The following is a 16,909-nucleotide window of genomic DNA, read 5'->3' on the forward strand; positions in this document are numbered from 1 at the left end:
AGGCATTGATGGATTTGAAAATGATTGAAGGGGACTCCGCAGACCGAATCCGTCGGGCTTGTTATGTTTATCTTGTGCAGAAATACAGGAGGGAGAAGTTGCAGGGTGGTGGGGATTTACGTTCGAGTCAGTACGGAGGAGTCGGCGAAACGGGGATACAGTATCAAGGATCAGATTCAGGATTGTCGAAAGAAAGCGGCGACGGATGAAATCATGGAGTATATTGATGAAGGGATTTCCGGGGAGTTTCTGGATCGACCGGGATTAAGCAAACTTCGGGAGGATATAAGGAAAGGGCTGATCACCAAGGTGGTCTGTCTGGACCCCGACCGGTTATCCCGGAAACTGATGAATCAACTGATTGTCACAGAAGAGTTGGACCGCCAAGGCGTTCCATTGCTTTTTGTAAATGGCGAGTATGCCAGAACGCCTGAAGGACAGTTGTTTTATAGTATGCGCGGAGCGATTTCAGAGTTTGAGAAAGCGAAAATTAATGAACGGATGACGCGAGGCAGGAAGCAGAAAGCCCGACAAGGGAAGCTGTTACGGGATTTCCAGGTTTATGGGTATGATTACGATAAGGAAAAAGAATCGTTTGTCATCCATGATCAGGAAGCGGAAGTCGTGCGTCTGATCTTTACTCTCTTCACCCAACCAAATAACCGGGTGAAGGGGATCAATGGCATTGCCCATTACCTAACGGAACAAGGGATCCCTACAAAGCGCGGGGCTAACGTTTGGCATCGCCAAGTGGTTCGTCAGATCTTGATGAACCGGGCTTATATCGGGGAATTCTACCAAAACAAATGGAATACAGAGGGAATGCTGGGAAATAAGTTTAAGCCATCTGAAGAACGGGTGCAAATGCGGATGCGTCCGAAAGAAGAGTGGATCAAGATTCCTTGTCCCCCAATTGTGGATGAAGCTGTCTTTTATCACGCCCAGAGTTTACTGAAGGAATCCCGGCGAAGATGGGCAAAGAAGGGGAAACGTGAGTACCTGTTAAGTGGTCTGATCCGTTGTGGAGAGTGTCACAACACGATGACTGGGCGAAAGGTGAAAAACTGGGGAAAGTATGTATATGAGTATACAGATGTCAAAAATTACGCTGGGGCGAAACATAGAGGATGTGGGAAAAGGGTAAAGTGCGAAGAGCTGGATCAACCGGTGTGGGAACAGATTGTTCGCTGGCTGGATCATCCTGGGGAAATCGCAGTCGTGGCTGAAGAGATGTCAGAGACTTCCCCCTCCACTTGGGAAGAGATGGAGACGAAGCGGTTGGAAAAAGAGATTGAAAAGACAAAGGAAGGACGAAAGCGGGTGTTAAACCTCTTCGCTCAAGGGCTAGACATTGCAGAGGAGGAAGTACGGGAGTCCATCCAGGAGCTGAAAGAAAAAGAAGAACAGTTGCGGGTTCGGTTGAGAGAAATGAAGGAAATAATCACCAATCGGGATAAATCCCAATATAGTCAGGAACTGACCCAGGAAGCGGTTACCTATTATTTCAGCAAAGGAGAAAAAGACTTAACCTTTGCAGACAAAAAAGAACTGATCCGTCAGGTGGTTCGGGAAATAACAGTGCATGGTAATCGGGTGGAGATCTATACCTTTTAAAGCTATCCATCTGGAAACAAAGATTCCTTGATCCAAACAACCCATATACAAAGAAACCATACAGTGATTGGTAGGGATAAACTTTTAATTGCTTCTAACCAATTATCATTATGGTTTCTTTTTCGTAGGATTTGATCCGTAATAAAAAACAATATAGAGGCACCTAAACTGACCGGAAACAATATAAGGCCAAACATAATATGTAAAATCCCTGAAAGAATCAGCTCTGCTTTTTCTATTCTGATTTTGGAAGATATGAGTTCACCAATTTTATCACTCACCATAGAAGTAAGAACACCGTAAATTAAAATAGCTGGAAAGCTATACAGCATATATATGGGGAGAATGGAAACCACAGAGAATAAATAATCTTGTATGGAAACAATCGGTTCGCCAAATGGATTGGGATTGATGATCCCCAGTAAAGCAGCAAATAAAGAACCAGAGATCGATGCTGAAATCATTTTCCTTGATAAAATCATCGTTCACCCCTTATTTTGACACATATGATTGGTTTCAGATACCCGTGAGGCGGCAAAGAGTTTTTGTGTTCTTCAGTAAGAGATCAGCCCCACTTTCTTTCCTGCACCAAGTGTGGATTTTTTTATATTAATTAACACATTTTTTATGTTAAAATAACATAAAACCTAAAGCTGTTGATCAATAAGCTTCACAAAACCATTTTACATAGGAGAGATAATAGTTCATGAAAAAAAAGGGAATCATTGTCTCCATCTGTATGTTGCTGATCAGCTTATCATTGGTAGGCTGTTTTAGTAAAAAAGAGGCTGCCAAGGAGGAAGAAGTCAAGCCGGAAGAAGTTGCCAAAGCAGATGCCAGTACTTTGCTAGCCTTTCTGTATGAAGGTAAGAAAGGAACCATTAAAGATGTCACAGGGATGTCGGGTGATGATACAACGGCTTACTTGGAAAAAAGCTTATATGAAAGAAAAGTGAAAGATTATCCAGGCGATGATTGGCAGCTTGTGGTGGATGGCTCAACGTATACAGCTGATGAAATTATTCAAGACTACAGCCGTGTTTCTATTAAATCCTTGCAAAACGTTACTTACTCTGTTGAAAAAGTAAAAATCACGAAAGATACGGCTGAAATTACTGCAAAAATTGACCCTATTGCTTTAAAATCTGTAGCCAATGCGATTACCATTGCTCGCAGCCAAATTTTTGGTGATGTGAATACCTCAAAAATGATTCTGGACTCCCAAAACAAAGATATGAAAGCAATCAATAATTTGCTTAACTTCAAACTTTACTCAATTATTTACGGAGATCAAAACTATCCAATCGATACAGTGGGCGAGGAAAAAGAAATCACTTTTACCATGACAAAAGCGGGGGATCATTTCCAAGTATCAAAAGATACCTTGGACGACATCGTAGGTGATTCCGGTGAAATGGAATATGCCAAAGAGAAAGGTAACAGCACAGAAGAAAAGTTAAAAGAAAAGACCCTAAACAAAAGTGACTTTTAATAATAGCTGCGGACATAGTTGTATGTAACTACGTCCGCTTTTTAATTATTCAAAGGTCTAGAGTGTATAACGCATATCTATTGCAAGCGTCAAAAATAATGTTCTATGGAGAGATTCAGACCTTCTTTTGGAAGATTTTGATTGGGAGATGGCTTTTAAGTGGATCTCCAAGCATTAAAAACAGCTGGGGAATTGGTCATCACTTAAAGTGGGTTGATCCTCCAAACGGCGGGAGAAAAGAGAAACCCCTTTTCCTCCGCCGTTATTTTTATATTGATTTTAACCAATTTAATTGTGTACAATGTAATTGCGAAACAATAATTCCAGGGAGGTGGGGTGGATGAGTGTCTATGAATACAGTGCTACCACAATTGATGGGAAAGAACGATCCCTGTCCGAGTACAATGGTCGGGTGCTCCTGATCGTCAACACCGCCAGTAAATGCGGATTCACTCCGCAGTACAAAGAATTGCAGGAGCTGTACGAGCAATACCGTGAGCAGGGATTTGAGGTGCTCGGATTCCCCAGCAACCAGTTCATGAATCAGGAACCCGGAGAAGAAGGGGAGATCCGGGAGTTTTGTGAACTGAACTATGGGGTTACATTTCCACTGTTTGCAAAAACGGATGTAAAGGGTGAAAATGCTCATCCTCTGTTCCGTTATCTGAGTAAAAACGCTCCTGGCATTTTCTTCAATGCTGTAAAATGGAACTTCACCAAGTTCCTCGTAAGCCGAAAAGGTGAAGTGATCGGACGTTATGCTCCGGCGACAAAGCCTTCCACCATCAGGAACGATATCGAAAAAGCCCTTGCCCAATGAAGGTGTTACCATGAACAAAGACTCAATGCTCGCCTTGGACAATCAACTTTGCTTTGCCGTCTATGCCTGTTCCAGGGAGATCTTTCGCTTTTATCGACCGTTGTTGGACGAACTGGGTCTCACCTATCCCCAGTATCTCACCCTGCTGGTCCTTTGGGAGAAAGGGGAACTTACCGTCAAGGAACTGGGTTCTCTTCTCTTCCTCGATTCAGGCACGTTGACTCCGATGCTGAAACGGATGGAAAGCGCCGGTCTGATCCGCCGTCAACGGTCTCCCAAAGACGAACGCAAAGTCAATGTCAGTCTGACAGAAGACGGAAAAGCCCTGAAAGAACGGGCTCGTTGCATCCCAGAGACCTTCCTCCAAAAAAGTGATCTTCCTGAGAAGGAGTTGCGCGATCTTCTGGAACGGTTGCAGGGATTGCAGCAACAGATCCGATGCTTAAATGAATCCCAATGACAAGGAGTGCTCGCTTTATGAAGCCGATCTATACTGCTTCGGTCACCGCTGAAGGCGGCCGCAATGGTAAAGTAGTCTCCCCGGACGGGGTGATCAACCTCGATGTCCGCATGCCCAAGGAAATGGGTGGCCCCGGTGGAGACGCCTCCAATCCGGAACAGCTTTTCGCCGCGGGATATGCCGCCTGCTTTGACAGTGCCCTCGCCCTGGTCGCCCGTCAGAAACGGGTGAAAACCGGAGAAACCCAAGTCACCGCCCATGTTTCCATCGGCAAAGATGAAGAAGGGGGATTTGCGCTGTCCGCACGTTTGGAAGTGCAAATCCCCGGCGTTGAAGAAGAAACAGCCCAAGAACTAGTGGAGGCGGCCCATCAGGTCTGCCCCTACTCAAAGGCCACACGCGGTAACATCGACGTGACACTCAACGTATTGGATACAGCGTAAGACCGGATTCCGCAGGACTCGGCTTTGACCATTTGTTCCGCGTATGTGATACACAGGACGATTTCCGACGAAACGCGGAAAAGCTTCGGCTTGAAAAAACCGCGTTTGATACGCGGTTTTCTTTATATCTTTGAGAGCGAGAAAACCCCTGGATTTAAGGTCAGATGAGGGAGGGGTGCATATTCCCCCTGTATAAAATCTGACCATTTTTTGGTAGAATCACATTCGCTCGTTGAAAACTGAAGATATAGGGTTGCTACAGGAAATCGGTCTGTCGTGTAAAATCTTCAACCACCCGGCTCTCCGAAGTTGCGAAAACCAAGCGAAAGCAGGAGAGCATAGCAGAGCATTCTTTGTTTGCACCGTGGGGCCCACGGGTAGAGCCTGCTAAGATAACGGGTCGTTAGATTGGTGTTCGCAGGAATCCCCTGCGTTTACGCATGGGGAGCGGTCAACAGCTAAGAAAGATGTTAGGACCCCATATGTGAATATAAATAACACTAAAAATGACAAAAATACCCAAAAATAATTAGGGCTTGATCCTTGAACTTACAAACGGTTTGCCCCGATCTGTTTGACGAATTTACAGCGGTAGGACGGTGGAGAAGTCGGAATGAACGATTTCATGCATTTGTGGCAACCGTCCGGGGTGTTTTGAGTCAGACAGGGTGTTATATGAAAGGGACCTGGAATATGAAAGTTTGCACCCAATCGGGTGCTTTTTTATGTTTTTACTCTAAGAAAATATATAATAACCATTTTCTCCCTCTGAAAAATATAGTAAATTATGAACAAAGGAGGGAGGCTTATTTGAAATTATTACATCATTTTTTGAAAGTTCTACATAGGAAGAAGGGTTCTCCCACTGTTGAATATGTCATGATTATTGTAGCGGGGGCTTTACTTGCCAGCATTTTAGTGAATGTTGCAAACAGTGAAACTGTGAAAGAAGAACTGCAACAAGCGATTGCTTGTAAGTTTTCTACGATCATGGTGGATGAAAATGGCAATCCTGCCTGTAAAGATCCAAACATTGTGAAAGAAAAACCGAATACGAGCCTTTCGGAATCCAATTCTCATATTGTTCTCAAACCTGTTTCTAAACCGTTATCCAAACCTGATTCTAAGCCTAAGAATGAAGAAAAAGGGTTTTTCGATCAGTTGGGAGACGGTCTGTCGAGTACATGGAATGGTTTCAAAAAGGATGCAAAAGAATTTGTTGAAGATCCATGGGGGAAGACAAAAGAAGTTGCAGGTGATGTTTGGGAAGGTACTAAGGAAGTTGCTTCCGACACTTGGGAGTGGACGAAAGAACATAAAGAAGAGATTGCAGCGGGTTTGACCGTTGCGGCTGGAGTAGGGTTGTTATTTGTTCCGGGTGCACAGGCATTTGGAGCCGGGATCTTAATTGGAGCTGCCGTAGGTGGCGGGATCTCTGCTGTACAGGGAAACGATTTCAAGACCATTATGGCGGACACCGCTATCGGTGGATTGGCAGGGGCTGTAGGCGGTGGAGTAACCGGTGGTGTTATCCGAGGAGTTGGGCGGTATATTGGAAGAAGAGCCACACAACTGCTTGGCAACTCGGTTGGTGCATCTACCGGGAGTCTTGCGGACGATTTTTTGAGAGGGAAAACGTTTAATTGGAAGAATGCTGCTGTTGCAGGTCTGCTTGCTTTTGGGATCACTCATGGGGTACAGGTGGCGAAAACTACGGCACCTGTGTTTGGTTTTACGCCAAAGGCGAATCAAGCAACGACAAAAGTTGAAAAAGTTGGTTTAGTCTATCGGGGATTAAAAGAATCAAAAATATACAGTCCTGCTGAATTTTGAGGGCACAGTTAGAGTAGGCGGTGAAATCCGAAATGTGAGCAGGAGAATTTACCAAAGAAAGGATATTGACTGGAAAGCTGTTGATCCCAACACAGGATTGTCAAATCTTCAATTAGCCAAAAAGGGAAGGGCTCCAATAGGTCCTGATGGAAATCAAATTGAACTGCACCATGTTATCCAAAAGGAAACAGGGCCTATGGTAGAGATTATGGAATTAACTCATGATCAATACCATAGGCAATTACACGGGTTAGTTGGAAATGGAAGGAGTTTCAGCAATGATCCGGTATTGGATAAACAGTATAATAATTTCAGAAAAAAATATTGGAGGTGGAGAGCAAGGCAAATACAAGATGGGGGAGGCGATTAAACATGGAAAAAGAAAAAATATTAATGATAATACGAGAATATGGTGATAGCCATGATTTCACAGGCTCTGTAGATGAAACACGAATCGAACAAATTGAAAATATGCTGGAGGTTACTCTTCCTGAAGATTATAAATGGTTTGTTCGGAACTTTGGTCATGGAGGCATTGCTGGAATTGAAATCCTTGGTGTCGCAAAATCAGAGATACCTACGTGTGTTAGATACACACAGAAATACAGAGAGTATGGCTTACCTCATTCTTTCGTTGTTATCGAGAACTGCAATGAATGGATTTATTGTTTGGACACGTCAAAAATGAATAATGGAGAGTGTCCGGTTATTGACTGGGATCGTTTAGGTAATGTAGGAATACAACAATACAAGAACTTCTATAAATTTCTCCTTGATGAGTTAACAGAAGCAGCAAACAATCTAGATGATGATTAGATATTACTAACTGTTCTTTTTTCTTCATTGAATAGTCTAGGCACCCAACCGGGTGCTTTTTCTTATATTCTTGCGCTGATTGATGAAATGAACTTGATCCCTTATCTTGGAACATGTCAGGATGATCCTGCCACCTATTCAGGATTTTGGTTCAACGAAAATCTGACATGAGGAGGGAGAGGTTTACTCCGATCATCACAGCCGTCATCATTTGAAACTATTGGTACAGACGGCACCTCAGATGAGCTTTTTGCAGGGCTCTCCAAAATCCATTTTTATCCAGAGTGGATGCAATACGTTCGAATCGTTGCAATCTAATGACATTAGAAATGAAATTCTGATGCATCTGCGCTCATTGAAAAAAGCAAGAAAGGATGTCTCCCTTCAAGACCCAATTGGTACAGATAAAGAAGGGAATGAGTTCACATCATCGGTTTATCCGTAAAGCTATAACTTGGGATAGACCGTCAATGTAAACGCATCCCCGCGTTGAACCTGCTCTTTTCGATAGATAGCATGGTCCAAAATACTCTTCAAAAGGGTGTTTTTTTGTTTGGGATCCTCCAGTTTCGGATAGATTTCCAAAACGTGTTCCACTTTCGGAATAATCTCCACCTGGGCTTTTGCCCGTTTCTTTTCGTTCTCTAACTCCTGGTTTGTGGTTTCAATGGAAGCTCGAATCCTGTTGATTCGATGTGTTACCTGTTGCAAACGTTCCAGGAAGGTTTCTTCATCATAGATTCCGCGTTCCAACAGATCATGCAGTCTGCTTCGCTGGGTTTCCAGGTTTTTCAGTTCTTGCTGTAGGGTTCTCAAGGCAGCCTCTTTCAGTTCAATTTTATGCATGGACTGATCCGGGCGCTGACCGGTCTCCCACTCCAGTTTGTATGCTTGAAGCCATTGCTCCAAAGCGTGTAACAACCGATTTTCTATATGGGAAAAGCGAGTGCTTCGACTCTCGCAGTGGCGGTTGTAGCATTTAATATGAGCAGGTTGCTTGGTATAGGAACGGTACACCATGGATGATCCACACATGTCACAACGGATCAGACCAGCTAGCGGATTGGTAACTCCATGTTCCAGCTGATAAGGAATGTGGTATTTGCGTTTCAGGATCTCCTGGGCTTTCTGGTATGTCTCCATACTCACCAGTGGTTCATGCTTTCCCTTTACGTCAATCCATTCATCCTGGGGTCGTGTTTTGGTTTCCCTGCGTTTCAGTGGGGTGGAAGATTTGCTGTATGCTTTCTTTTTCCACTGAATCCGACCGGCATAGACTGCGTTTTTGATAATCGTCAAAACGGATGGAGCAGTCCATTCTTTTTCCGTGTAGCTCCGATATCCCAGTTGGTTTAATTTGTTGGCAATTTTGCTGGTCCCCATTCGCTCGTCAGGATTCTCATGGGTATACCATTGGAAAATCATTTTTACAACCGGCGCCTGATCCGGATCGGGTACCAGATACCGGCCTCGATCGTCTGTGGTGATTTGGTAGCCGTAGGGAGGACGGGTTCCGATGTAATTTCCCTCTTCTACGGATCGGACCCGCCCACCCTGTAACCGGCGGGTGATCACCTTGAGTTCCTTCCGGGCCATAAATGCTTCAAACTCGGAATATTCCTCATCCCACTCATCCTGAAGGTTATACGTCTTCCGGAGCGTGATAATTTTGGTTCCGCTGTTTTGAAACGTCTCCAAGATCAGACCTTGTTCCCTCATATTGCCTCTTCCCAGTCGGTCCATGTCCATGACCAGGACAGCATCATATAAACCGGACTCCACTTCCTTCAGTAACTCCATCATTTCCGGGCGATGAATCATACTCTCCCCGGAAGCGATTTCCTGTCGGATTCGGACAATATTCAAGTGTTGTTGTTTCGCAACGGTCAAGAGTGCTTTTTTGTGCTTCGCCAAGGTTTCTCCTTCCCCCCTGGCTTCAGCCTCCATATCCGCCCTGGACTTCCGCAAATACATACATACCCTCTCCATATTTCACCTCCACAATCCATTATATTCCAATGCCAGTACGAACAGTCATCCTGCATAAGGTGTATTGAGGTGAAAAACCATGCGGGATCGGAAAGAGTATGATGCCACCTATCAGATCGGAAACACCACCATCCACATAGTGGCCCCGGATCTTACAGAAGAGGAAAGACAACGGAGGTTGGAGGAAGTCAAGAAAGTGATCTGGTCCCTTTGGGTTGAGGTTCAATCATTTCGGGACCGTGATGGATGCAATTAAACGTTCAATGGGGACGATATATGGTACAACAGACTACGCAGGTGATCAGTGTTCATGGCTGTTACGGAAGTGAACAAATCTGTTATGTGGGCGGATTGGATCGGTCTATGGGAAGACCGGATCATTACGGCGCTGAATGCAGCCGGAATCAATGCAAGTTGGTACCCTCAGATATCGTCGGAACCGTTCCGGCGAACATCTGCAATGATAACCTGACTGGGCGCGGGGTACAGCTTGAACTTACAAGCGGTTTGCTCCGATCTGTTTGATGAATATACAGCGGTAGGACGGTGGGGAAGTCGGAATGAACGGTTTCATGCATTTGTGGCAACCGTCCGGGGTGTTTTGAGTCAGACAGGGTGTTATATGAAAGGGACCTAGAATATGAAAGCTTGCACCCAATCGGGTGCTTTTTTATGTTTTTACTCTAAGAAAATATATAATAACCATTTTCTCCCTCTGAAAAATATAGTAAATTATGAACAAAGGAGGGAGGCTTATTTGAAATTATTACATCATTTTTTGAAAGTTCTACATAGGAAGAAGGGTTCTCCCACTGTTGAATATGTCATGATTATTGTAGCGGGGGCTCTTCTTGCCAGCATTTTAGTGAATGTTGCAAACAGTGAAACTGTGAAAGAAGAACTGCAACAAGCGATTGCTTGTAAGTTTTCTACGATCATGGTGGATGAAAATGGAAATCCTGCCTGTAAAGATCCAAACATTGTGAAAGAAAAACCGAATACGAGCCTTTCGGAATCCAATTCTCATATTGTTCTCAAACCTGTTTCTAAACCGTTATCCAAACCTGATTCTAAGCCTAAGAATGAAGAAAAAGGGTTTTTCGATCAGTTGGGAGACGGTCTGTCGAGTACATGGAATGGTTTCAAAAAGGATGCAAAAGAATTTGTTGAAGATCCATGGGGGAAGACAAAAGAAGCTGCAGGTGATGTTTGGGAAGGTACTAAGGAAGTTGCTTCCGACACTTGGGAGTGGACGAAGGAACATAAAGAAGAGATTGCAGCGGGTTTGACCGTTGCGGCTGGAGTAGGGTTGTTATTTGTTCCGGGTGCACAGGCATTTGGAGCCGGGATCTTAATTGGAGCTGCCGTAGGTGGCGGGATCTCTGCTGTACAGGGAAACGATTTCAAGACCATTATGGCGGATACCGCTATCGGTGGATTGGCTGGAGCCGTAGGCGGTGGAGTAACCGGTGGTGTTATCCGAGGAGTTGGGCGGTATATTGGAAGAAGAGCCACACAACTGCTTGGCAACTCGGTTGGTGCATCTGCCGGGAGTCTTGCGGATGATTCTTTGAGAGGAAAAAAGTTTAATTGGAAGAATGCTGCTGTTGCGGGTGTACTTGCTTTTGGAATCACTCATGGGGTACAGGTGGCGAAAACTGCGGCACCTGTGTTTGGGATTACACCAAAGGCACAGAAGGCGACTAATCAAGTTGATGACATTATTGGGAAAAGAACAGGGGTTTCTACTTACAAAGGTGTAAAAGCACCAACTTTTTATGGAAAAACAAACGGTAAACGCTATGCAACTAGCACTGAAACGGGGAAAGAGATTAAGCTTAAAATGGGTCATATGGCTGGTAAAACTCATCCAAAAACGAATATCCGCTATGATGAAAATGGGTTCCCGGAATTTAATAGTGACTTTGATACTTACCTTCCTGAAGATACGCTTTTATCATCACGAGAAGTGCATTTTAACCGATGTAATAAAGCCATAGCTGAAACCATTGAAAAGGATCCGGAATTTGCTAAAAAATTTACTCAAGATGAAATTGATCAATTTAAGAAAGGATTAACGCCCAAGCGTTTTACTTGGCACCATCATCAAGAAGTTGGTAAAATGCAATTAGTAGACTATGAAATTCACAGAAAGACTGGTCATACCGGTGGTTATAAAATTTGGGGTAAAGACCAGTATGACTGATCGGAGGGGAATATATTGGTACGATGGAAGTCATCCAATAAAACGGCTACAGATACGGAAATTCAAATTGTTGAAAAAGAACTTGATATTCGCTTTCCCCAAGATTTCGTTCTCTGTGTAAAAAAAAATAATGGAGGCTGTCCGGAGCCTAATGTCATTAATATAAAGGGATCCGGCGAAGTTTTTCGTCAGCTTCTGGATTTTCATCATGACCAACCCATGTACATTGTTGAGGAAGCTGAGGATTTACAAATCGAAGGATTGAGTGAAAGAATTATTCCTTTTGCCAATGATCCTTTTGGAAATTACTTTTGCTTTGACTATCGAGAATCTGAATCTAACCCAGCTATCGTATTTTACGACCATGAGACTGATCCGGATGACGATATGGCTTTAACCTATGTATGTGATACATTTACTGAGTTGATAGAAAGTTTGCATGAAGGGAATAGTTGAATTAAAAAATCCTTGTTTGGCACCCCAGCGAAGGGTGCTTATTTATATGGGAAGGTGTGGAAATGGGGGATTTTGGTTCGCCGTAGGGTGTTGAACCGTTTTTACGACTTGGCGTGGTATTGGTGTGTTGTGGTATCAGCCTATAAATAGGCGATAGGATTTTATTTAATTTGTTGGGAATGTTTTTGGAAAACGAAAAACACCCAGTGATACGGGCGTATAATTCATTCCATCCTCTAACGCTAGATCCAGCCACTTATTCTTTCGAATTTTGGTCAGGGAAATGCTGACCAAAACCACAACGCCTTTTTCCCCTTCTTCTACGTATTCATCCAGTTGGAGATCCCGCATTAAAGTAGGTTTTGGTAAAAGGTTCACCGTCTTCCAGCATGCTGAAGATGTGAAGGGCGAGTGCTTCCTGTGCTATGGTGATGGGCGTGATTTCGTTTTTTCCATGAGATACACATCCCGGAAAATCAGGGAAGGTGACACCAACCCCAGGTGATTCACATAATGATAAACAGCCGGGTACACATAATAAGTATCTTTTCTGTTTATGATCAGTTCTCCTTTTTTGTTCTTGAAAGAAAATTAAGAAAAATTATATCAAGCCAATTGCAAACAGAAAAAGACGTGCAGGTTTTACTTGAAATGAAATTATAAACAAAATTAAAGAGAAATAATGTTAGAATTGTAAACACAGTATAATTTATAAAAAAACTAGTGATCTATTTTACAAAAGCTTACTTAAAATGAGAGTGAAACACTATGTTTTACCAGTTTTACGATTCCCGTTTTCTCTTATGGAATGAATGTTCTAAATCATGCAATGTAGGAACCTGGACTCTGAAGAAATCTGTTTAAAGGGAGCTATTCAATGGATACGAAGCCAGTGCTTGGTCGACGACAGTTCATAAAGAAAATATGGGTAAGGTTGATGGGAGCAGCTACTGTTGCAGGAATTGGAACGTATTCCGCTATAATTGAACCGAATTGGCTTGAGGTTACGCGGGTGAAGATCCGCTTGTCTCGACTTCCTTCTAATTTTTTAGGTTTAAAGATTGTACACTTTAGTGATACACATCTGGGGCTGTATTTCTCTCCTGATGATTTATATGATGTCGTAGAAGAAGTGAACAAGCTTCAACCGGATGTTATCTGTTTTACAGGTGACCTACTTGATAGTCGTTTTGGCTTTGATTATTTGCCAGAATCAAGTACGATTTTGTCCCGGCTAAAGGCACCGCTGGGCAAGTGGGCCATTCTGGGGAATCATGATTACCGGGCAGATCCTCAATCGATTTCTTCTGCATTTAAAAAAGCTGGGTTTCACCTTCTGAAAAATCAGTATCAAGCGATTGAAAAAGGAAAGGAGAAGATTTATCTGCTTGGCTTGGATGATGTGTTGGAGGGTGAAGTAAACATGGAACCAATGCTACAGAACCTGGAAAAGGATGCTTTTAAAATCCTTTTGGTCCATGAACCTGACTTTGTAGATGAGGTAGCAGACTATTCATCCAGTTTAATCGATTTGCAGCTTTCCGGTCATAGTCATGGAGGGCAGATCGCTTTTCCTCTGATCGGTCCTGTAATTACTCCCCCCTTGGGACAAAAATATCCCGCTGGTCTGTATAAAGTTAAAAATACGGCGGTGTACACCAATCGAGGGATAGGAACTACCATTTTGCCATTTCGTTTTTGGTGCCGGCCTGAAATTACTTTCATGACATTAACAGGTGGGTAAGAAAGTTTTATGTAAGAATATCCTTTTTTCACTGTTAGATATTTTTGCTCACTAATACCGTGTGATACCCCAATTAACTATAGGAGGGATAATATATAATGACACGATATAGGGGATTGCAAATATTATTTTCCCTTATTTTTATGGGTTGCATGTTGTTTGGATTAAGTTCGGCAGATAAAGAACGTGGATTCATGGTTGTTTTGGTAAGTGCTATTGTTCTTCCATTGCAACAATTTTAAATTACATGTTTAATCATCCTAACAAGAAATAAACATGATGCCCGCATTTTCATCCGCGTATGAAAATGTACCATGCAGTGGATGGATAGACTAGACGAACCATTCGAATAGATTGGACAAACCGGGTGGGAAAGATCCCTACCCGGCTTTTTGTTTGGTTTTATCCTCATGGGTACGATACAAACAGGATTAAGCGGAAGGTTCCCATCGTGGAAGGAAGGTTTCAATTCCTCATAGGTTCGATACAAACGGACGATCCATCGAAGCGAGGAAACAAGGCCGAGACGAGTTTCAATTCCTCATAGGTACGATACAAACGATACAATCGAATCAAGATTGAATTATTTTCGTGGGTTTCAATTCCTCATAGGTACGATACAAACCGCCAAGGAACGCATGACGTTCAATTCTTCCAACTTCAGTTTCAATTCCTCATAGGTACGATACAAACTCAAAAAGTCATCAACATTTTGAGTTGCAACCATCAGGGTTTCAATTCCTCATAGGTACGATACAAACGCACTAGGGGAAAATCCGTGTAGTCCATGACTTCGGTTTCAATTCCTCATAGGTACGATACAAACGACCGGAAGGACAGCGAAAACGATTTTACTTTCTCTTTCGTTTCAATTCCTCATAGGTACGATACAAACCCATAGCCAACGCCGCAAACGCGGGAACGGCCATGTTTCAATTCCTCATAGGTACGATACAAACCATCAGGGTCCCCTTTCCTTCCCTGCCACTGAGTGCCGTTTCAATTCCTCATAGGTACGATACAAACATTCAGCGAGTGGGAGTTCAAGCGCATTCTCGACATGCGTTTCAATTCCTCATAGGTACGATACAAACCCAAAGAGCCATCAGGATGCCAAAACTACAAACCAGGTTTCAATTCCTCATAGGTACGATACAAACGAGTTTAGCTGAATTTTACCGGACTGTAGAATACATGTTTCAATTCCTCATAGGTACGATACAAACTCGTACTTATATCCGACAGAAGAGCGAAGACGGTCCTTGTTTCAATTCCTCATAGGTACGATACAAACCCATTTTAAGCCCAAAACAAAGGGATTTCCCTGACACCTATATCATATAGAAAAAAATCGGTGGAAACAATAGAGTGTTCGTTTTCCCTGTTATACCGTGTGATTTCTTTATTTTGCGGTTGTCGTCGATCTCCGGGGGTTTTTGCATTACTGGGGGTCGACGACAATCTTCTCAAACGTTGTATATTGAATATCTTTACCAAAAATGTGTATAATAAAGGCAAAAGAAGCCACCACCGTGGGCCTGTGGCCATAGGTAAAGTGCCAGCTTTACCTATGACTTTTAATTTCTGCCCAACTCAGAGGGTCAACGCTGCTTCTTCCGATGGCGATCATGCCCTCCAGGAAGAAGCGAGCAATGGTCACAAGTGCGACGATGATCGCCACAATTCCTTGCAGCCATTCCATGGCCTCACCCCCTTTGCCGTAAACTCGGCCCTGGCGGTGAGGCTTTTCCATTCTCCCTTGCCTATGAATATTTTACTATGTACTAGAAGAAGGGGATAGACAGACTTAGAAAAGCCGGTGGGGAATAAACTCCGGCTCGGCTTTTTGTGTGGATTTCCTTATAGGTACGATGCAAACCCTGTAGAAAAATTTGTGAAAAAGAAGAGTTCATTGATTGATTCTGAATATAGAAAGGAAAAAGATAAGTGAAAAAGCTGATCGCTTCTAATGTGTTACTCCTGTCTAGCCTCCTTTACACTTTATGGTCTATTTCTAAAAATCCACTCTACCTTTCTGATATTTCAATGGAAGTCCAAAACCCTGTCAGCGTTAGTTGGTTCAATATTCAAATTGATACAGGGATTATCGAGAAAAGTGCAAAGTCGATTTATAATGTTTCTTTAATTCCTATTTACTTGCTTGTAGTTGTAGCTCTTGTTTTAATTTTGCTTTCTCTAAAAAATAGATAATAAATAAGTAAGACACCCATTTTTGGAGTGTCGTCTTACTTATTTACACTATGAAAGTTTTTCGCAGTTCTAATACCAAGTATTTTTATGGATAAATTGGAGAAACCGGGTGGGGAAAGATTCCTATCCGGCTTTTTGTGTGGATTCATTTTCTTATAGGTACGATACAAACGCTCCAGAATGTGTACAACAAGTGTTCTCCTGTTGTGTTTCAATTCCTCATAGCTACGATACAAACAGTTTAGCGAGGAGTTATGGCAGTTTGCTAGGAGGCGTTTCAATTCCTCGTAGGTACGATACAAACAAAGCTCAGGGGTCGCCTCACACGGCGTATCCCTAGTTTCAATTCCTCATAGGTACGATACAAACAGGGAGCCAGATGGACAACATGCTGGATGAGATATTGTTTCAATTCCTCGTAGGTACGATACAAACTAGAATCGTCCCAGTCCGCTGTAGTGGTGATACTTCGTTTCAATTCCTCGTAGGTACGATACAAACTGTAGCTTCGCCCATGTGTTTATTTATTTTCTTGTGTTTCAATTCCTCGTAGGTACGATACAAACCTGTTACTTTGATTCCATTTTTCTTTTGCCACTTTTTGTTTCAATTCCTCGTAGGTACGATACAAACTCGATGTCTTTTTCACTCATTCGCATGAACGTCTTAATAGTTTCAATTCCTCGTAGGTACGATACAAACCCATTTTAAGCCCAAAATAAAAGGTTTTCCTGACACCTATATCATATAGAAAAAAATCGGTGGAAACAATAGAGTGTTCGTTTTCCCTGTTATACCGTGTGATTTCTTTATTTTGTGGTTGTC

At 42.9% G+C, this 16,909-nt stretch carries 20 protein-coding genes, 1 pseudogene and 2 CRISPR repeat arrays; of the genes and pseudogenes, 16 read left to right on the forward strand and 5 right to left on the reverse strand.

Features of this window, described 5'->3' with window-relative positions; all coding sequences use genetic code 11:
• Positions 1 to 105 precede the first annotated feature (105 nt).
• The gene (locus FN782_RS08280) at positions 106 to 1,614 is read left to right on the forward strand and encodes a recombinase family protein (RefSeq protein ID WP_142505303.1); all 1,509 of its coding nucleotides are present in this window, start codon (positions 106 to 108) and stop codon (positions 1,612 to 1,614) included.
• Positions 1,615 to 1,616: 2 nt separating this feature from the next.
• Here the strand turns inward: FN782_RS08280 and FN782_RS08285 are convergent, their stop codons facing one another.
• On the reverse strand, positions 1,617 to 2,096 hold the full coding sequence (locus tag FN782_RS08285; RefSeq protein WP_142505304.1) for a hypothetical protein: 480 nt from the start codon (positions 2,094 to 2,096) through the stop codon (positions 1,617 to 1,619).
• A 224-nt stretch (positions 2,097 to 2,320) separates the two neighbouring features.
• Here FN782_RS08285 and FN782_RS08290 point away from each other — a divergent pair, with 224 nt between their 5' ends.
• The 8 genes and pseudogenes from FN782_RS08290 to FN782_RS17155 all read left to right on the forward strand — a co-directional run.
• The gene (locus FN782_RS08290) at positions 2,321 to 3,106 is read left to right on the forward strand and encodes a hypothetical protein (protein ID WP_142505305.1); all 786 of its coding nucleotides are present in this window, start codon (positions 2,321 to 2,323) and stop codon (positions 3,104 to 3,106) included.
• A gap of 340 nt (positions 3,107 to 3,446) precedes the next feature.
• Positions 3,447 to 3,926 (forward strand): glutathione peroxidase, encoded by a 480-nt coding sequence (locus FN782_RS08295; protein ID WP_142505306.1) that lies wholly within the window; start codon positions 3,447 to 3,449, stop codon positions 3,924 to 3,926.
• Positions 3,927 to 3,936: 10 nt separating this feature from the next.
• Positions 3,937 to 4,386 (forward strand): MarR family winged helix-turn-helix transcriptional regulator, encoded by a 450-nt coding sequence (locus FN782_RS08300; RefSeq protein WP_142505307.1) that lies wholly within the window; start codon positions 3,937 to 3,939, stop codon positions 4,384 to 4,386.
• Positions 4,387 to 4,403: 17 nt separating this feature from the next.
• Complete coding sequence (locus FN782_RS08305) at positions 4,404 to 4,829, forward strand: organic hydroperoxide resistance protein (RefSeq protein WP_142505308.1); 426 nt, start codon at positions 4,404 to 4,406, stop codon at positions 4,827 to 4,829.
• An 810-nt stretch (positions 4,830 to 5,639) separates the two neighbouring features.
• Positions 5,640 to 6,662, forward strand: a complete 1,023-nt coding sequence (locus FN782_RS08310) for a DUF4244 domain-containing protein (RefSeq protein WP_185956149.1) — start codon at positions 5,640 to 5,642, stop codon at positions 6,660 to 6,662.
• 34 nt (positions 6,663 to 6,696) lie between these two features.
• Complete coding sequence (locus FN782_RS08315; RefSeq protein WP_246064896.1) at positions 6,697 to 7,032, forward strand: HNH/ENDO VII family nuclease; 336 nt, start codon at positions 6,697 to 6,699, stop codon at positions 7,030 to 7,032.
• Between the two features lie 2 nt (positions 7,033 to 7,034).
• A complete protein-coding gene (locus tag FN782_RS08320; protein ID WP_142505311.1) occupies positions 7,035 to 7,478 on the forward strand; it encodes an SMI1/KNR4 family protein in 444 nt (147 codons plus the stop codon).
• A 322-nt stretch (positions 7,479 to 7,800) separates the two neighbouring features.
• Positions 7,801 to 7,905 (forward strand): annotated as a pseudogene (locus FN782_RS17155) (flagellar biosynthesis protein FliA); the annotation flags it as partial.
• A gap of 20 nt (positions 7,906 to 7,925) precedes the next feature.
• Here FN782_RS17155 and FN782_RS08330 read toward each other — a convergent pair.
• Complete coding sequence (locus tag FN782_RS08330; RefSeq protein WP_142505312.1) at positions 7,926 to 9,467, reverse strand: recombinase family protein; 1,542 nt, start codon at positions 9,465 to 9,467, stop codon at positions 7,926 to 7,928.
• A gap of 79 nt (positions 9,468 to 9,546) precedes the next feature.
• On the opposite strand from FN782_RS08330, the gene FN782_RS16810 reads away from it, so the two are divergent.
• The 4 genes from FN782_RS16810 to FN782_RS08345 all read left to right on the forward strand — a co-directional run bounded on the left by FN782_RS16810 (position 9,547) and on the right by FN782_RS08345 (position 12,129).
• Positions 9,547 to 9,723: a hypothetical protein gene (locus tag FN782_RS16810; RefSeq protein ID WP_185956150.1), complete on the forward strand. Its 177-nt coding sequence runs from the start codon at positions 9,547 to 9,549 to the stop codon at positions 9,721 to 9,723.
• Positions 9,714 to 9,992 carry a poly-gamma-glutamate hydrolase family protein gene (locus FN782_RS08335; RefSeq protein ID WP_142505313.1) on the forward strand — a complete coding sequence of 93 codons (279 nt, stop codon included), beginning with the start codon at positions 9,714 to 9,716 and terminating at the stop codon, positions 9,990 to 9,992. Before FN782_RS16810 ends, FN782_RS08335 begins: the two co-directional genes overlap by 10 nt.
• 232 nt (positions 9,993 to 10,224) lie before the next feature.
• A complete protein-coding gene (locus tag FN782_RS08340; protein WP_185956152.1) occupies positions 10,225 to 11,673 on the forward strand; it encodes an HNH endonuclease in 1,449 nt (482 codons plus the stop codon).
• A gap of 15 nt (positions 11,674 to 11,688) precedes the next feature.
• Positions 11,689 to 12,129, forward strand: coding sequence for an SMI1/KNR4 family protein (locus FN782_RS08345; RefSeq protein WP_246064897.1), 441 nt, complete (start codon positions 11,689 to 11,691; stop codon positions 12,127 to 12,129).
• A gap of 165 nt (positions 12,130 to 12,294) precedes the next feature.
• Here FN782_RS08345 and FN782_RS08350 read toward each other — a convergent pair whose 3' ends face one another.
• Positions 12,295 to 12,507, reverse strand: a complete 213-nt coding sequence (locus tag FN782_RS08350; RefSeq protein WP_185956153.1) for a hypothetical protein — start codon at positions 12,505 to 12,507, stop codon at positions 12,295 to 12,297.
• Positions 12,458 to 12,721, reverse strand: coding sequence for a type II toxin-antitoxin system HicB family antitoxin (locus FN782_RS17470; protein WP_142505344.1), 264 nt, complete (start codon positions 12,719 to 12,721; stop codon positions 12,458 to 12,460). Before FN782_RS17470 ends, FN782_RS08350 begins: the two co-directional genes overlap by 50 nt.
• A gap of 285 nt (positions 12,722 to 13,006) precedes the next feature.
• Here FN782_RS17470 and FN782_RS08360 point away from each other — a divergent pair, with 285 nt between their 5' ends.
• Entirely contained in the window at positions 13,007 to 13,873 is an 867-nt protein-coding gene (locus FN782_RS08360; RefSeq protein ID WP_142505317.1) for a metallophosphoesterase, read from the forward strand.
• Positions 13,874 to 13,971: 98 nt separating this feature from the next.
• Positions 13,972 to 14,115: a hypothetical protein gene (locus tag FN782_RS17060; protein ID WP_221930167.1), complete on the forward strand. Its 144-nt coding sequence runs from the start codon at positions 13,972 to 13,974 to the stop codon at positions 14,113 to 14,115.
• Positions 14,116 to 14,335: 220 nt separating this feature from the next.
• Positions 14,336 to 15,168: a CRISPR direct-repeat array (repeat unit 30 nt; unit sequence GTTTCAATTCCTCATAGGTACGATACAAAC).
• Between the two features lie 269 nt (positions 15,169 to 15,437).
• Here the strand turns inward: FN782_RS17060 and FN782_RS16815 are convergent.
• Positions 15,438 to 15,575 (reverse strand): hypothetical protein, encoded by a 138-nt coding sequence (locus tag FN782_RS16815; protein ID WP_185956154.1) that lies wholly within the window; start codon positions 15,573 to 15,575, stop codon positions 15,438 to 15,440.
• 245 nt (positions 15,576 to 15,820) lie between these two features.
• On the opposite strand from FN782_RS16815, the gene FN782_RS08365 reads away from it, so the two are divergent.
• Positions 15,821 to 16,084: a hypothetical protein gene (locus FN782_RS08365; RefSeq protein ID WP_142505318.1), complete on the forward strand. Its 264-nt coding sequence runs from the start codon at positions 15,821 to 15,823 to the stop codon at positions 16,082 to 16,084.
• A gap of 142 nt (positions 16,085 to 16,226) precedes the next feature.
• Positions 16,227 to 16,786: direct repeats of the CRISPR family, unit length 30 nt; unit sequence GTTTCAATTCCTCATAGGTACGATACAAAC.
• Positions 16,787 to 16,909 lie beyond the last annotated feature (123 nt).

Origin of the sequence: Melghirimyces algeriensis (assembly GCF_900182565.1) — a bacterium.
In the GTDB taxonomy this organism is placed as follows: domain Bacteria; phylum Bacillota; class Bacilli; order Thermoactinomycetales; family DSM-45169; genus Melghirimyces; species Melghirimyces algeriensis.